Raw genomic sequence first — 15,943 nt, forward strand, 5'->3', positions numbered from 1 at the left:
TGCGCGCGCTCGTATGCAGACAACGGTGGCGCACGATAGCAGTGGTGGTGCCCGCCGTGCATTGCGTGAAACGCAGCGGGCGTGTGCGCGATCAACGCGACTGCGGCAGCAGCGGCACCGGCAATGGCGGCTGCGCCGTCGCCAGCGTGGGCTGCGGCAACGGCACGCTGGCGCGCAGGCGCATACCGCGTGGCAGCGCGTCCACCTCCAACGCACCGCCCAGGCCGTGCAGACGCGTGCGCATGCCGTCCAGGCCATTGCCGGGCACGATCACCCCGCCACGCCCGTCGTCGGTGATGTCCAGCACTGCCTGGTTGCGCTGCGCGCGCAGGCTCACGCGCATCCGCCTGGCCTGCGCATGCCGTTGCACATTGGTGGCCGCTTCGCGCACCACCAGTGCCAGCACGGTTTCGTATTCCGGCGGCAATGCCAGCGTTTCCAGCTCGTATTCCAGCACGATGCCGTCCATGTCCAGCAACACCCGCGCCGACGCCAGCTCGGCCACCAGGCCGGCGGCGCGAATGCCGGTGACCGCGCGCCGCACCTGCGCCAGGGCATCGCGCGAAATCTGCGCCACCGCATCGATCTCGCCACGCGCGGCGTGCGGATCGCGCGCGATCAGGCGCGCGGCCAGATCGGATTTGAGCGCCACCAGCGACAAGGTATGGCCGAGCAGATCGTGCAGGTCGCGGCCGATACGTTCGCGCTCGGCGGTGGCGGCCAGCCGGCGTACCTCGTCCTGCGACAGGCGCAACAACGCGTCCTTGCGTTCGTTGATGCTGTACACCGCCCCGACCGCGGCCATGCCCAGCACCGACACCGGCAACCACACCAGCGATTGCAGGCGCATTCCCAGCCAGTGCGCCCAGCCCAGGTAGAGCACGTTCATCACCACCAGTATCGCGAAGTGCCGCCATAGGGCATGCCGTGTGGACGGGCGCAGGCTCAGGCAGGCGAAGACGAAATAGCTGATCCCCGAGGGATACACCGGCAGCAACGCGGCACTCAGCAAGCCCATCGCCCAGGCGTAGCGATACAGGGTGCCGCGTGGCGCCAGCAACATGCGCGCGTACAACAGCAAGAAGACCGGATACGACAGCAGTGTGCACAGCAGCCAGGTGCTGTCGTAGCCGCGTGAGGAAAACACCGGCACCACGAACACCCAGCTCGACCACAGCAGATGCACGCCATCCATCCACGGCGATTGGCCCTGCGCCAGCCGCGCGGCAACCTGCGAATTGGCGGCGGGGCGAAGCCAGGCGGGTAGCGACACGCGCATCGGGGTGGGTCCATGTGGGTGATCGGATTCTGCCACTGCCGGGCCCGGCTGCGCGCGCGCTGCTGCAGGTCGCTGCGAACCAGTGCGCTCATGCATCTGCGCTGCACCTGCTCGCGGTGGTCATGCGCAGCACTGACCTGGGCGGTCGCGCAGACCAACGACAGCAATGGACGCAGCGCACGGGGGTTCCGGCATGAGGATGCTGCAGCCTCGCCCATCCTGGAAAGCCCGGCCAGTTGCCGCTGTCATGCACGGCAGGTGACAGCTGTCACTGGTGGATGCCGCCGCTGCGGTCGCATGCTGCGCAGCACCTCGCAGCAGCGTTGGTCGCGCTACCGTTCGTCGCCGTAACCGTATTGGTGACTTCCGGCAGCTTGCGGCGACGCCCGCGGCCGGTCACATTTCGCGCAGCATCCCGTCCTGGTCATCGATGAATACTTCTGCCGATCTGCTCAAGCAACTGCGTATCGACCGCCAGCGTCCTGCCGCCCCTGAACCTGCACGGCGCGGCGTCTGGATCGCCGCGGCCGTGGTCATCGTCGTGCTGCTGGCGGCCGCGGCGTGGTGGTTCACCCGCCGCCCGGCGGCAAAGGTGCAGACCGCACCGGTGGTGGCGATCAGCGCCGGCAGCAGCAGCGCCTCGGTGCTGGACGCATCGGGCTACGTGGTGGCGCGGCGCATGGCCACGGTGTCGGCACAGGTCACCGGCAAGGTGCGCGAGGTGATGATCGAAGAAGGCATGCGCGTCGAACAAGGCCAGGTGATGGCCACGCTGGACCCGCTGGATGCCGATGCGCAGCGCACGCTGTCGGCATCGCAGCTGTCGGCCGCGCGCAGCCAGGTCGACAACATGCAGGCGCAACTGGCGGTGGCCAATGCCGATGCGACGCGGCTGCAATCGCTGGTCGGCGCGCAACTGGTGTCGCGCTCGCAGTACGAGCAGGCCACCGCACAGCGCGATGCCTTGCGCGCACAGCTGCAGAATGCGCAACGCAATGTGCGCGTGGCATCGGACCAGCTGGCGATCTCGGCGATCCGCTCGGACTTCAACGTGGTGCGTGCGCCGTTTGCCGGCGTGGTCACCTCCAAGGCCGCGCAACCCGGCGAAATCGTCTCGCCGCTGTCGGCCGGCGGTGGCTTCACCCGCACCGGCATCGGCACCATCGTGGATATGGAATCGCTGGAAATCGAGGTGGAAGTGGGCGAGTCCTATATCGGTCGCGTGCAGCCGAAGATGCCGGTGGAGGCGGTGCTCAATGCCTATCCGGACTGGAAGATTCCCGGGGAGGTGATCGCCATCATTCCCACCGCCGACCGCGGCAAGGCCACGGTGAAGGTGCGCGTGGCGTTCAAGCTCAAGGACCCGCGCATCGTGCCGGAAATGGGCGTACGGGTGAGCTTTCTGGAACGGGCCAACGCGCAGGAAGCCCGCAAGCCGCAGGGCGTGCGCGTGCCGGCTGTAGCGCTGGTCGAACGCGATACGCGCACGGTCGCGTTCGTGGTCGGCGAGCGCAGCACCGTCAGCATGAAGACGGTCACTCCCGGGATGGTGATGGGCGAGGACCGCCAGGTGTTGTCGGGGCTGCAGGCGGGCGACAGCGTGGTGCTGGATCCGCCGCAAAGCCTGAAGGACGGCGACACGGTAGCCGAAGCGGAAGCGGGCACTACCGAGTAGCTGCGCCGGCAACTGCGGTCACCACGTGGGCAGCGACGCCGCTCCGGGGAGCGCGGCGCCCACAGTGGCAGCAGTGGCTGATGCGCTCGTGGCAGCTGGATGGCGCTGTGATCGCGCAGAGCGATGCAACCACGTAGCAACGATCCCGGCGACGTTGGTGATCCACAGCCAGCGTCGGCATCGGTCAGTGCAGACCTGGCCGCCTGGCCTGTCGCCGCCATGCGTCCTGGCGCAGTCACCCAGCAGTTAGGTCTGTCGTCATCCAGCCTCGCACCGTCTTGCCGCGTCACCGTCACCGTCACCGCATCGCCGTGTTGTCGTGTTGTCGTGTTGCCGCCCCATGCAATCGCGGTCGCCATGCCGCACCGCGCTTGCCTCTTTCCATTGCACCGTCAGGAGTCGCCATGACCACTCTCGTCAGCTTGCGCAACATCACCAAGACCTACCAACGCGGCCCCGAGCAGGTGCAGGTGCTGCACGGCATCGACCTGGAGATCGCCAGCGGCGACTTCGTTGCGTTGATGGGCCCGTCCGGTTCGGGCAAGACCACCTTGCTCAATCTGATCGGCGGGCTGGACAACCCCAGCGGTGGCGAGATCGAGATCCAGGGCGAGCGCATCGACCGCATGAGCGGCGGCCAGCTCGCGACCTGGCGCAGTCACCACGTCGGCTTCGTGTTCCAGTTCTACAACCTGATGCCGATGCTCACCGCGCAAAAGAATGTGGAGCTGCCGTTGCTGCTCACCGCGCTCAACGCCGCGCAGCGCAAGCGCAATGCGGAAATCGCCCTGACCCTGGTCGGCCTGCAGGAACGCCGCAACCACAAACCCAGCGAGCTGTCTGGCGGCCAGCAGCAACGCGTGGCGATTGCGCGGGCGATCGTGTCCGACCCCACCTTCCTGATCTGCGACGAACCCACCGGCGATCTGGACCGCCACAACGCCGAGGAGATCCTGCGCCTGCTGCAGGAACTCAATCGCGAACACGGCAAGACCATCGTGATGGTCACCCACGACCCCAAGGCGGCCGAGTACGCCACCCATACCATCCATCTGGACAAGGGCGAGCTGGCCGAAGCGCCGCTCGTGCTCTAAGGGAGTGCTGCCATGAAGTACCTGTCGTTGGTGTGGGCGCAGTTGTTCCGCAGCAAGACCCGCACCTTGTTGACGTTGCTGTCGGTGGTGGCGGCGTTCCTGCTGTTCGGCATGCTCGATTCGGTGCGCGTGGCCTTCACTTCCGGCGGCAGCGTCAGCGGCGTGAACCGCCTGGTGGTGGCCTCGCGCCTGTCGATCACCCAATCGCTGCCGATCAGCCTGGAGCCGCAGATCCGTAGTGTGCCGGGCGTGCGAGATGTGACCTCGGCGATGTGGTTCGGTGGCATCTACCGCGACCCGAAGAATTTCTTTCCGAACTTTTCGGTGGCGCCCAATTTCTTCGACGTCTACAGCGAGTACGAACTGCCCAAGGAGCAGCTCAAGGCATTCCAGACCACACGCACCGGCGCCGTCGTCGGCGAAACCCTGGCCAAGGCCAATGGCTGGAAGATCGGCGACACCATTCCGCTGCAGGCCACCATCTTCCCCCGTGGCGGCAGCAACGACTGGCCGCTGCAACTGGTCGGCATCTTCCGCATGAAGGACCGCGCGGTGGCGGCCAACCAGGAGCGCCAGTTGATGATGAACTGGAAATACTTCGACGAGTCAAACGACTACATCAAGAGCAGGGTCAGCTGGTACACGGTGACGCTGCGCAGTGCCGACCAGGCCTCGCGCGTGGCGCAGGCGATCGATGCGTTGTCGGCCAACTCCGATCATGAGACCAAGTCGCAGACCGAATCGGCGTTCCAGCAGGCCTTCATCAAGCAGTTTGCCGATATCGGCCTGATCGTCACCTCGATCATGGCCGCGGTGTTCTTCACCTTGTTGCTGCTGACCGGCAACACCATGGCGCAGGCGGTGCGCGAGCGCATACCGGAGCTGGCCACGCTCAAGACGCTGGGCTTTCAGGACCGCACCGTGTTGAGTCTGGTGCTGGTGGAGTCGGTGCTGTTGATCGGCCTGGGCGGCTTGATCGGCATGGGTCTGGCGTCGCTGGTGATCCCGCTGGTGGCCGCACGCAGCGGCGGGGTGATGCCGGTGCAGGGCGTGCCGCTGCAGACCTGGTTGGTCGGGCTGGGCCTGATGGCCGGCATCGGCATCGTGGTGGGTGTGCTGCCGGCGCGACGCGCGCAGCGCTTGAAGATCGTCGATGCCCTCGCCGGCCGCTGACAGGAGCATGCAGATGCAAACCAAATGGAAGAACCGTCTCGTCAATCTGCTGTCGGTCGTGTCGCTGGCCGTCGGGTTGGCTGTGTGGATCGCACTGCCGTGGGTCGGCGTGCTGGTCGCCGCCGCCTTGCTGGCGGCGTGGCTGGTCGCCACGCGCAGCGGCCGGCTGTCGTTGGCCGCCGCACGTATCGGCATCGCCACGCTGCCGCAACGCTGGGGTGCCAGCTCGGTGATCGTGGTCGGCATCGCCGGCGTGGTCGGCGTGCTGGTGGCGATGCTGGCGATGGGCCAGGGCTTCCAGGCCACGCTCAACAGCACTGGCGATGACACCACCGCGATTGTTCTGCGCGGCGGCTCGCAAGCGGAGACCAACTCGGTGATCACCCGCGACCTGGTGCCGCTGATCGGCAGCCTGCCCGGCATCGCCGCCGATGCCGGGGGCCGCCCGCTGCTGTCGCCGGAGCTCTCGCAGGTGGTCAACATCGCCTCCAAATCCGATGGCACCGACGTCAACGCGCAACTGCGCGGCGTGGGCGAGCAGGCCTGGGCGGTGCACGACAAGGTCAAGCTGGTGCAGGGCCGGCGCTTCACCCCCGGCCTGCGTGAGATGGTGGTCGGCAAGGGCGCGTTGAATCAGTTCCGCGGACTGGAGCTGGGCAAAACGCTCGCCCTCGGCAGCCAGCAATGGACCGTGGTCGGCGTCTTCGCCTCCGGCGATGCGCACGATTCGGAGCTGTGGACCGATGCGCAGACACTGGCCACCACCTACAACCGCAGCGCCTACCAGTCGATCAACGTGCGCACCACCGGCAAGGCCGGTTTCAGCCAGTTCAAGACCGCCATGGCCGCCGATCCGCGGCTCAAACTGGATGTGGAAACCACCCGTGCTTACTACGGCAAACAGGGCGGCGGCTTGAACAGGTTGATCAGCATCCTGGGCACGGTGATCGGCGCGATCATGGCGGTGGGCGCGGTGTTTGGCGCGCTCAACACCATGTATGCGGCGGTGGCGACGCGGGCGCGCGAGATCGCCACCATGCGCGCGATCGGTTTTCGCGGCACGCCGGTGGTCATGGCGCTGATGCTGGAGACCATGCTGCTGGCGCTGCTGGGCGGCTTGCTCGGTGGCCTGATCGCCTGGGCCATCTTCAATGGCTACAGCGTGTCCACGCTGGGCAGCAACTTCAGCCAGATCGTGTTCCAGTTCAAGGTCTCGCCGGAGTTGTTGTGGAGCGGGCTGAAATGGGCGCTGGGTATTGGGCTGGTCGGCGGGCTGTTCCCGGCCTTGCGGGCGGCGCGGTTGCCGATCACGACGGCGTTGCGTGAGGTTTAGGCGGGCCGCTGGCCCGCCCGGGAATGGGGAATCGGGAGTGGGGAATGGTGACAGCCAAGGCAGAGGGAGTGCGGCTGCTGCGGCTGAACCTAATGCGGGATGTCATCGTTTTGTCACTGCACTGCGGTAGATGCGCGGAGCGGGCCGGCCGTAGGCTGGCCGGCCGTTGCATCCATCGATCTTGTCCATGACGCGCCTGATTCTGCTGGCCTGCGCCTGCCTGTGGCTGGCCGGCTGTTCCTCGTCCTCCACCTCGCTCAGCGAGCGCCTGGTCGCGCCCGGCGGTACCTCGCCGTTGCTGGATGCCGAGCGCATTGCTGCCACCATCGCCACGGTGCCCAACCGCAGCGGGCATGTGGTCACCCGCGATCAGGTGCCGATCTTCTGGCGCGCGATCGACCCCGGCCAGTACGCCATGCACTACCGCTATCTCGGCCAGCGCCACGATCCGGCGCATGCGCTGGATGTCGATTTCAGTTTCAAGCTGCCCACCGCGACGCCGCCGACGCCGCGCGGCACCGTGGTGGTGCTGCATGGCTGGATGATGGATGGCGATTCGCTGCTGCCGTGGTCGCTGGAACTGGCGCAGGCCGGCTACCGGGTGATCACCATCGACCTGCGCAACCACGGCCATTCCGGCGGTGGCCCCTCCGGGTACGGGACGCGCGAATCCGACGACGTCATCGACGTGCTCGATGCGCTGCAACCGCGCGGCGAGATCCGCGGCCCGCTGTACCTGTTCGGCATTTCCTACGGCGCTGCCACCGCGCTGTTCGCCGCAGACAAGCTCGGGCCGCGCGTGACCGGCGTGGTGGCGATGGAATCCTTCGCCAACGCCGGGCGCGGCATCCGCGACATGGTCCCGCACCTGCTCGCCAGCCAACCCAGCGGCTGGCGTGGGCAGGCGGTGGCCGCGTATGCGCGCTGGCGCTATGCCGACCAGAATATCGATGCGGTGATCGCCGCCGCCGACCGCCAGCTGCAGCTGGATCTGGACCACGTCGATGTCGCGCAGGCCTTGGCCGACACCCGCAGCTGCGTGCTGCTGGTGCATGGCGATGCCGATCAGCACATTCCGGTCGCGCATGGGCGTGCGCTGGCGCTGGCCAACCCGCGCGCGCACTACGTCGAGCTGCCTGGCGAAACCCATCTGAGCCTGCCGCTGCGATTGGACCTGCTCGGTGGGCCGATCGACCAGTGGCTGGCGCAGACGCAACAGGATCCGGGCCACTGCCCCGCGCCGCAGGCACTGCCGACCTCCACGCTGGCGGTGGCGACACCGGCGGTAGCGCCGCGCGGCTGAGAGCGGCGGACAGACGTCGGCAACAGTCGTCAGGTAGGAGCGGACCGTGCGCTCCGAACGGACCTGCACGAATGGCATACCGATACGGGCAGTGCCTGCGCCCGCGCGGCGGTGAGCGCAGGAGTCTGGTTGCTCGCTCTGCATCCGGACGGGGGCGGCGCACCGGCAGGCTGCCGAAGCAGGCAACCGCGCTGCTGCACGCCGCGCAACGCAGTCGCTGCGCGATCGCCCGGATTGCGCGCGACCGATGCCTAGGGCGCCACGGCAACCGGTCGCCGCGACCGCCACACGCTATCGCCGACGAACAACAACAGCCCCACCCAGATCGCCGCAAATCCGATCGCGCGCCCCTGATCGAACGGCTCATGGAAGAACCACACGCCCAGCAGCAACTGCAGGCTCGGCCCGATGTACTGCAGGATGCCCACCAGCGACAGCGGAATCCGCCGCACGCCATATGCAAATCCGATCAGCGGCACCGCGGTCACCGCACCGCCGAAGATCAGCAGCAGATCGGTGCGCAGATCCCAGCCGCTCAGAAAGGCACCGCCATGGCCCTGCTCACCCCAGCCCGCCAGCAGCAGCGCAGGCACCAACAGATACACGCTTTCCACACCCAACCCAGCCACCGGATCCACCGCCACCAGCTTGCGCAGCAAGCCGTAGGCGCCGAACGACAATGCTAGCCCCAGCGCAATCCACGGCGGCGCACCGGCATCGAGGGTCAGCCACAGCACGCCCGCCGCCGCACACACCACCGCCACCCACTGGATGCGCTGCAGGCGTTCCTTCAGCACCAGTACGCCCAGCAACACGCTCAGCAGCGGATTGATGAAATAGCCCAGGCTGGCTTCGATCACGTGCCCGGCGTTGATCGCCCAGATGTACAGGCCCCAGTTGAACGCGATCGCCACGCTGCTGCCCGCCAGCATCCACAACGCGCGCGGCTGCGCGACGATCTCGCGCCACCAGCGCAGGCCCGAGCTGGCCAGCAACCACCCCACCACCAGCAGCGCGCTCCAGACGATACGGTGCGCGATGATCTGCAGCGACGGCACCGCCTTGAGCAGATGCCAATACAGCGGCACCAGTCCCCAGATCACGAAGGACGATGCAGTGATCAACAACCCGCGACGCGCCTCGATCGGCGAAACCGCCGTCATCGCCTCGCCTTGGCCAGGGTCACCACCAGCACGCCGGACAGGATCACCGCCATCGCACCGATGTCATGCGCGCTGAAACGCTCATGCCCGAGCCAGGCGCCCAACGCCACCGCAATCACCGGGTTGACGTAGGCGTAGCTGCCGGCCAACGCCGGGCGCACGTGATGCAGCAGCCACACGTAGGCGGTAAACGCCACGATCGAGCCGAACACGCACAGGTAGGCCACGGCCAGCAGCCCCTGCGAGGTCGGCAGGCTGTGCGGGCGCTCGCCGATCAGCAGGCCGGTGCTGACCAGCAACACACCGCCGCACAGCATCTGCCCGGCGGCAGTCATGAACGGCGACGGCAGGTCGCGCCCGCGCGACCAGACCGAGCCGAATGCCCAGCCGATCGGCGCGATCAGCAGCAACACCAGCCCGCCCGGCGTGGCGGTCAGGCTGCTGCCGGCGTTGAGCCAGACCACGCCCAGAAAGCCGATCACGATGCCCAGCCATTCGCCACGGCTGGCATGTTGCCCGCGCAGGGCGCCGAACAAGGCCATCCACAGCGGCACCGATGCCACCGAGGTGGCGGCCAGGCCGGACGACACGCTGCGCTCGGCCAGCACCACCATGCCGTTGCCCAGCAGCAACAGGGCCGCACCCATCATCGCCACATTCTTCCACTGCGCGCGCGTCGGCGCAGCCACACCGCGCCAGCGCAGCACCGCATACAACACCGTGCCGGCCACGATGAAGCGCGCCCCGGACACCATGGTCAGCGGCAGCGCGCCGCCTTCCAACGCAAAGCGGATCGCCAGATAGGTCGAGCCCCAGACCACATAGACCAGCAACAACGCGACAACGACCAGGCCATTGCGCGCAGGCGCAGCAGCATCGTGTGAAGAGGACATCGGAGATTGCCAAGTGCAGCGGAAGCTTCAATTCTAGATCACCTGCCCACGCCAACGTCGTACGCCCTCAAGCGCCTGCCGCGCTATGGTGCGCATTGATCCTCAGATCGGAGTGCATATGCAGCGTCGCGTCCCCTGGTTGACCTTGGCCGTCCTGACCGTGCTATCGGCCAATGCGTTGGCACGCGTGCCCGAACCCTGGGAACCCAGCGGGCGCAAACTCCTCGAGGCCGGGCTGGACGGTTCGTTGGCGCCGGAGATCGCGCCCGAACAAACCGAACTCAAGGTCATGCTCTCGGCAAACCGCGCCGGCGCTTACCTGCTCGGCGTCGCCAGCAGCAGTTACCGCACGCAATGGTGCCTGCCGGCCGGCAAGAGCGGCCCGCCGGATCTGCAGGCGATCATCGCCGATATCGGCGCGCTGCCCGATGCGCGCCTGGACGAGGCCGCACCTGCGTTGATCGTGCAGGCGTTGGCCAAGCGCTACCCGTGCCGCAAATAGGCGGCGCGGTCGCCGCAGGCCGGCTCGACCAACCGCCACGCAATAGCCCGATGCACTGACGTTCGCCTCGCCGATCGCCGGACGCCCGGGCTCGAAAGCACCAGGGCGTTTGCACACCGCTGGTCCTACTTGCGCGCGGCGTCACTGCCGGCGCGGATCGCCTTGAACTCTGAACCGTCCTGCCAGCTCGGCCACTGCCGGCCGTTGGCCAGCGCCACGCCGACGTCGTAGACCAGGGTGGTGTCGGCCGCGTGGCCGCTGGCATCCCATTGCGGGGTCCAGCGATCGCAGGGCTGGTGATAGCACTCGGCAAAATACTTGTCGCGCAGCGCCTTACCGGCCGCCACGCCGCCGTCGAGCATGTCCAGCCCGGGACCGGCAGTGATCGCCGGCACGCCCATGCGCGCAAAGGCGAAATGGTCGGCGCGGTAGAAGAAGCCCGCTTCCAGATTCGGGTCCGGCGAATAGCTGCGGCCGCGCGCCTTGGCCGCGGTTTCCAGATCGCCTTCCAGCGACACCCGTCCGCGTCCCCACGAGGCGATATCGCGGGTGGGGCCATCGGGGCTGAACATCTCCATGTTGAGCACCGCCACGGTCTTGTCCAGCGGCGCCAGCGGATGCGCGGCGTAATAGTTGGCGCCAAGCAGGCCCTTCTCTTCCGCCGTCAACGCGATGAAATACAGCGTGCGCTGCGGCTTGGGGCCGGCCGCGAACACGCGCGCCAGTTCCAGCACGCTGGCCACGCCGGTAGCGTTGTCCACCGCGCCACGCCGCACCGTGTCGCCGCCGGCATCGGCCTTGCCCACGCCGAACGCATCCCAGTGCGCGGAAAAGATCACCGTCTCGTCCGGATGCTGGCTGCCGGTGAGCTTGGCCACCACGTTATGGGTGACCACGCGCTCGCGCTTGAGCTTGAAATCCACCGACAGCGTCGCATCGCCCAACACCATCGGCGCGAAGTCGCGCTGCTGCGCGCGCTGCTTGGCCTGCGCAAAATCCAGCCCGGCGCGCTGGAACAGCGACACCGCCAACGTCTGCTGCATCCAGCCACGCACCGGTACGTGCTGCGCCTTTGCATCGGCATCGCTGCGTTCGATATCGAACAACGGCGACAGGCCCGAACTCTGCACCGTCGCCCAGCCGTACGCGGCCGGCGCGGTCTCGTGCACGATCAACACGCCGGCGGCACCGCGACGCGCCGCCTCTTCGTACTTGTAGGTCCAGCGGCCGTAATAGGTCACCGCCTTGCCGTCGAAGGCGCCAGGCTGACTGGATTCGAAGTCGGCATCGTTGATCAGCACCACCGCGATCTTGCCGCGCAGGTCCACGCCCTTGTAGTCGTCCCATTGCCGCTCCGGCGCGCTGATGCCGTAGCCCACGAACACCAGCGGTGCATTCTTCAAGCGCACCGCGTCCTGCGGACGCAGGCTCTGCAGGGTCACATCGGTGCCATTGACCAGCGCCTGGGTCTTGCCGCCGACACCCAGGTTGGCGCGCACCGGGCCATCGACCTGGGCGCGTACCAACGGCACCGCCTGGGTCCAACCGCCCTGCTCGCCGCCCGGCTGCAAGCCGGCAGCCTTGAACTGCTCGACCAGGTAATCGACCGTGCGCTGCTCGCCGGCACTGGCCGGCGCCCGGCCCTCGAACTCATCCGAGGCCAGCAGGCGCACATGCCGCGACAACGCTTCGGCGTCGATGCCGCCACCGGGCAGATCGTTGGCGGCCTGCGCCACGCCTCCCACGAACAGGCAGGCGGACAACAACAGGATGCGCATCGGATTCACGGCATGGCCTTGCAACAGATAGATGACACACAGTTTACAAGCGCGCGGCTGCCACGGGAGTGCTTTGAGCCGCGTTGGCAGGCGCGATGTCTTCTTTTCTAACAGGCCCCTTGGGCTGCATGGATGCTGTCACGGAGTTCAATGGGCGGGTGTACGGCCTGTCCCGTGCGTGGTGATGGCATCGCGCCTTCGACTCACCGAGCTTTTGAATCGAGCCTCTGATCGCGCGCAAACACGGTTACGGTTCAAGGTCTCGATTGTTTTGGCATTGTTTTCCGGAGCCTGTGCAGTGCGGATAGATCGGTTGCAGGGCGGCGGATCTGCGGCTTGGCTGCAAGGCCCTTGCCCGCCCACCATCGCGGGACACGCCGCAAGTACGTCCGTGTAGGCTCTTACGCGGCATCCATGCCGCGTAAGGTCCCGCGACGGTGAACGGGCAAGCACCCGTCGGGATGGTCGGTGTGCATGGTTGCAAGCGGGGCATGACCTGCGCTGGTCGGATCACTTGTTCGTTCGACTAGCGCCTCACCATCTCCCGATCGCAAGCCGAGCAGCAGACAGGCTTCAACACGCAACTTAAAACGTCTCAGCTATTACCGCTAGCCGAGCAACAAGCTTTCAAAAGCAGCCGACCAACTCTCTGGTGCGGTGTCCTTGCCGGTTGCGGGACCGTGTGGCGGCATGGAGGCCGCCACCACGCCTCCACGGACGGATTTACGGCGTGTCACGCAAGCGGTGAGGGCACCGCGCGCTCGACGGACTAGGCTTTTGACTGTCGCCGAACGATGCGACGACCCGCTACAGCGTTCGAGTGGGGGGTGTTTGGCGCTAATTGGTACGCTTCGCGCGATCCAGCCAGCACGCCAGGCCCTGCGCGTTGAGTTCGATATCGGTACCCAGCAACTGCGCCACGCGCGCATCGTCCAGCCGGCAGCCGTGCAGGCGGGCGCGCTGCAGATACAGGTCGGTCAGCGCCGCCAGCATGCAGCGATGGCGGTCCGCACGCTGCGCGCAGTCCAGCGCGATGGCGGTCATCGCATGGATCTGCTCGACCAGCGCCTGCGCCAGCGGTGCCGGCGATTCGACCCGGCCGTAATGGGTGAGATACATCGCCTGCGGCGCGGTCTCCATCAGCCGCGCGATCGAGTGCAGCATCGCCTCCGGCTCGAACTGTACCGGCGAGGAGGTCGGCAGGATGAAGGCGCCTTGCGCGCTATCGAGCTGGCGATACGACAGGCCGAAGGTGTCGCCAGTGAACCAGCTGCGGCTGCGCGCATCCCACACGCACAGGTGATGTCGTGCGTGGCCCGGCGTCTCGATGGTGCGCAGCGCGCGCTCGCCCAGCATCACGGTCTGTCCGTCGGCCGCTTCCACCACGCGCTCGGCCGGCACCGGCACGATCGCGCCATAACTGCGCGCCATTTCCGCCTCGCCGTACACCGCCGTGGCGCCGGCGATCAGCCGGGTGGGATCGATCATGTGCGGCGCGCCGCGCGGATGCACCAGCACCCGCGCATTGGGCAGGTGCTGCAGCAACGCTCCCGCTCCGCCGGCATGATCCAGATGCACGTGGGTCAGGATCAGCCAGTCCACCTGCGCCGGCGTCAGCCCGGCCGACTGCAATGCGGCCAGCATCTGCGGCACCGACAGCGAAGTACCGCAATCGACGAAGGCGCCACGTTGCGCCTCGACGATCAGATACGCCGCATCGAACTGCACACCGCCAAAGCCGGTGTCGATGGTGTGGATGCTGGAATCGGCGGTCGTTGTCATTGCTTCCCCACGGCTATGCGAGAGGCCACAGTCTAGCCACCCCGGCTCCACGGGTGTCGTTACGCCTCGCGCAACACGCGCAGCGCCGCCAGGATCACGTCCGCCTCCACCTGCGCGTGCAGGCCCGGCAATTGCAGGTCGCTGCCCTGCTCGGCCTGCTTCAGCCGCGCAATCAGCTGGCCCGCATCGCGTGGCGAGGCGAAGCCCTCGCTCTGCAGCAGCAAGGCACCGGCGCCATCGTTCAACTTGAAATAGAACTGCCCGTCGCTCTCGCGATACTGCTTGAACACCGGAGGCGCGCTCTTCTCGCTCACCGGCGTCGCAGCCGCATCGCCCTGGCCGGACAGGTCGCGCAGACCCACCGCAGCCCGCAGCTCGGCCAGAAACGGCGTTGCGTAGCGCGCGCGCAGACGTGCACCACCGGCGCGCAGAATCGCCTCGATCTTGCCCGGCTCGGCCATCAGCGCCTCATAGCGCGTGCGCAGCGGTGCGATTTCCTGATCGATACGCTCGAACAGCCGTTGCTTGGCATCGCCCCAGCCGATGCCATCGGCAAAGGCCTGCGCAAAGGCCGCTGTTTCCTGCGGCGTGGCGAAGGCCTGGTACAGCTGGAACAATGCCGACCCCTGCGTGTCCTTGGCCTCGCCCGGCGCGCGCGAATCGGTGAGGATGGAGAACACCAGCTTGCGCAATTCCTCGCGCGGGGCGAACAGCGGAATCGTGTTGCCGTAGCTCTTGCTCATCTTGCGGCCGTCCAGACCCGGCAAGGTCGAGACCTGCTCGTCGATCACCGCCTCGGGCAGGGTGAAAAAGTCGCGGCCATACACGTGGTTGAAGCGCTGGGCGAAATCGCGCGCCATCTCGATATGCTGGATCTGGTCGCGTCCCACCGGCACCTTGTGCGCGTTGAAGATCAGGATGTCTGCGGCCATCAGCACCGGATACATGAACAAGCCGGCGGTCACGCCCGCGTCATCGTCTTCGCCATCGGCGCGATTCTTGTCCACCGCCGCCTTGTAGGCATGCGCGCGGTTGAGGATGCCCTTGCCGGCCACACAGGTCAGCAGCCACAGCAACTCGGTAGTCTCCGGCACATCGGACTGGCGATAGAACCCCACCGTTTCCGGGTCCAGGCCGCAGGCCAGCCAGCTGGCGGCGATCTCCAGCGTGGAGCGCTGCGTCCGCGCCGGGTCCTGCGCCTTGATCAGGCTGTGCAGGTCGGCCAGGAAGTAGAAGCTTTCCGCATCGGCAGCCGCACTGGCCTGGATGGCCGGGCGGATCGCACCAACGTAATTGCCCAGATGCGGGGTGCCGGAGGTGGTGATGCCGGTAAGGACGCGAGTGGTCATCTGCGTAAGGCCAGGGAGTCAGCACGCAAGTTTAGCGGTTCCGTGCCCCTGGCATGGCTGCGGCGCTGTCTTGCGGCTGTCGCTGCCGGCATCGGCGGCAGACGCGCAACAGGCCGCATCGAGCGGCCCGTTGTGTGCAGTTGCGCTCACCACCTCGGGCAAGCGCGATTGCGCGGCACCGTCAGGTGTCGTCGCGCAACGACTTTTCGAAGGCGCGCACTTCGCTCTGGGCGCGATCGCGGTCCCAACCGTAGCGCTCCTGGAGCTTGCCCTGCAGATACTCGGCATTGCCTTCGGCAACCTTGAAATCGTCGTCGGTGAGGTCGCCCCACTTGGCCTGCGCCTTGCCTTTGAGCTGGGTCCACTTGCCGGAAATGATGTCGGTATTCATTGCGTCGACTCCGCTGATGCGGTCGCGATTGACCGTGCGCGCAGGTTGCCCGGGGCGCCGTTCGCTGTAGATCAAAAACCGTCAAACCCGTAATCACCGCACTGAACGGTTGCCGACGCTTTGGCGCAGCTTTTCGCCTTGGCCGCGCCGTTGCATGCCCGAGCGCGTCATTGCGCAGCCCTGCTTGCGCAAAAAACTCGGGCAAAAAAAACGGGCCTTGCGGCCCGT

The 15,943-nt window shown here is 67.0% G+C and carries 13 protein-coding genes; 6 read left to right on the plus strand and 7 right to left on the minus strand.

From position 1 onward, the window contains the following. Positions 1–91: 91 nt before the first annotated feature. Positions 92–1,279 carry a sensor histidine kinase gene (locus tag FHT09_RS12050; RefSeq protein WP_184416975.1) on the minus strand — a complete coding sequence of 396 codons (1,188 nt, stop codon included), beginning with the start codon at positions 1,277–1,279 and terminating at the stop codon, positions 92–94. Between the two features lie 430 nt (positions 1,280–1,709). Between FHT09_RS12050 and FHT09_RS12055 the strand changes: the two genes are divergently transcribed. From FHT09_RS12055 to FHT09_RS12075, 5 genes are all read left to right on the plus strand, one after another. Beyond that, entirely contained in the window at positions 1,710–2,954 is a 1,245-nt protein-coding gene (locus FHT09_RS12055; protein ID WP_181141280.1) for an efflux RND transporter periplasmic adaptor subunit, read from the plus strand. A gap of 404 nt (positions 2,955–3,358) precedes the next feature. Continuing rightward, entirely contained in the window at positions 3,359–4,048 is a 690-nt protein-coding gene (locus FHT09_RS12060) for an ABC transporter ATP-binding protein (RefSeq protein ID WP_104605814.1), read from the plus strand. Between the two features lie 12 nt (positions 4,049–4,060). Then, positions 4,061–5,221 carry an ABC transporter permease gene (locus tag FHT09_RS12065; RefSeq protein WP_104605815.1) on the plus strand — a complete coding sequence of 387 codons (1,161 nt, stop codon included), beginning with the start codon at positions 4,061–4,063 and terminating at the stop codon, positions 5,219–5,221. Between the two features lie 7 nt (positions 5,222–5,228). Next, positions 5,229–6,554 (plus strand): ABC transporter permease, encoded by a 1,326-nt coding sequence (locus FHT09_RS12070; RefSeq protein WP_181141281.1) that lies wholly within the window; start codon positions 5,229–5,231, stop codon positions 6,552–6,554. Positions 6,555–6,741: 187 nt separating this feature from the next. Then, complete coding sequence (locus FHT09_RS12075) at positions 6,742–7,857, plus strand: alpha/beta hydrolase (protein ID WP_104605816.1); 1,116 nt, start codon at positions 6,742–6,744, stop codon at positions 7,855–7,857. A 251-nt stretch (positions 7,858–8,108) separates the two neighbouring features. On the opposite strand, the gene rarD is transcribed toward FHT09_RS12075, so the two are convergent. Continuing rightward, the gene (rarD, locus tag FHT09_RS12080) at positions 8,109–9,020 is read right to left on the minus strand and encodes an EamA family transporter RarD (RefSeq protein ID WP_104605817.1); all 912 of its coding nucleotides are present in this window, start codon (positions 9,018–9,020) and stop codon (positions 8,109–8,111) included. Next, positions 9,017–9,913, minus strand: a complete 897-nt coding sequence (gene yedA, locus FHT09_RS12085; protein ID WP_104605818.1) for a drug/metabolite exporter YedA — start codon at positions 9,911–9,913, stop codon at positions 9,017–9,019. The genes rarD and yedA overlap by 4 nt, the downstream gene beginning before the upstream one ends. An 85-nt stretch (positions 9,914–9,998) precedes the next feature. Here yedA and FHT09_RS12090 point away from each other — a divergent pair, with 85 nt between their 5' ends. After that, positions 9,999–10,415: a Rap1a/Tai family immunity protein gene (locus tag FHT09_RS12090; protein ID WP_104605819.1), complete on the plus strand. Its 417-nt coding sequence runs from the start codon at positions 9,999–10,001 to the stop codon at positions 10,413–10,415. A gap of 125 nt (positions 10,416–10,540) precedes the next feature. On the opposite strand, the gene FHT09_RS12095 is transcribed toward FHT09_RS12090, so the two are convergent. The 4 genes from FHT09_RS12095 to FHT09_RS12110 form a co-directional block, all read right to left on the minus strand. Next, complete coding sequence (locus FHT09_RS12095) at positions 10,541–12,235, minus strand: M28 family metallopeptidase (protein WP_181141288.1); 1,695 nt, start codon at positions 12,233–12,235, stop codon at positions 10,541–10,543. Positions 12,236–13,030: 795 nt separating this feature from the next. Beyond that, on the minus strand, positions 13,031–13,975 hold the full coding sequence (locus FHT09_RS12100; RefSeq protein WP_104605821.1) for an MBL fold metallo-hydrolase: 945 nt from the start codon (positions 13,973–13,975) through the stop codon (positions 13,031–13,033). 59 nt (positions 13,976–14,034) lie between these two features. Continuing rightward, positions 14,035–15,324, minus strand: a complete 1,290-nt coding sequence (locus FHT09_RS12105) for a tryptophan--tRNA ligase (protein WP_104605822.1) — start codon at positions 15,322–15,324, stop codon at positions 14,035–14,037. Between the two features lie 181 nt (positions 15,325–15,505). Continuing rightward, on the minus strand, positions 15,506–15,715 hold the full coding sequence (locus tag FHT09_RS12110) for a CsbD family protein (protein WP_104537694.1): 210 nt from the start codon (positions 15,713–15,715) through the stop codon (positions 15,506–15,508). Positions 15,716–15,943: the final 228 nt, after the last annotated feature.

Source organism: Xanthomonas sp. CFBP 8152 (genome assembly GCF_014199025.1).
GTDB classification, from domain to species: domain Bacteria; phylum Pseudomonadota; class Gammaproteobacteria; order Xanthomonadales; family Xanthomonadaceae; genus Xanthomonas; species Xanthomonas arboricola_B.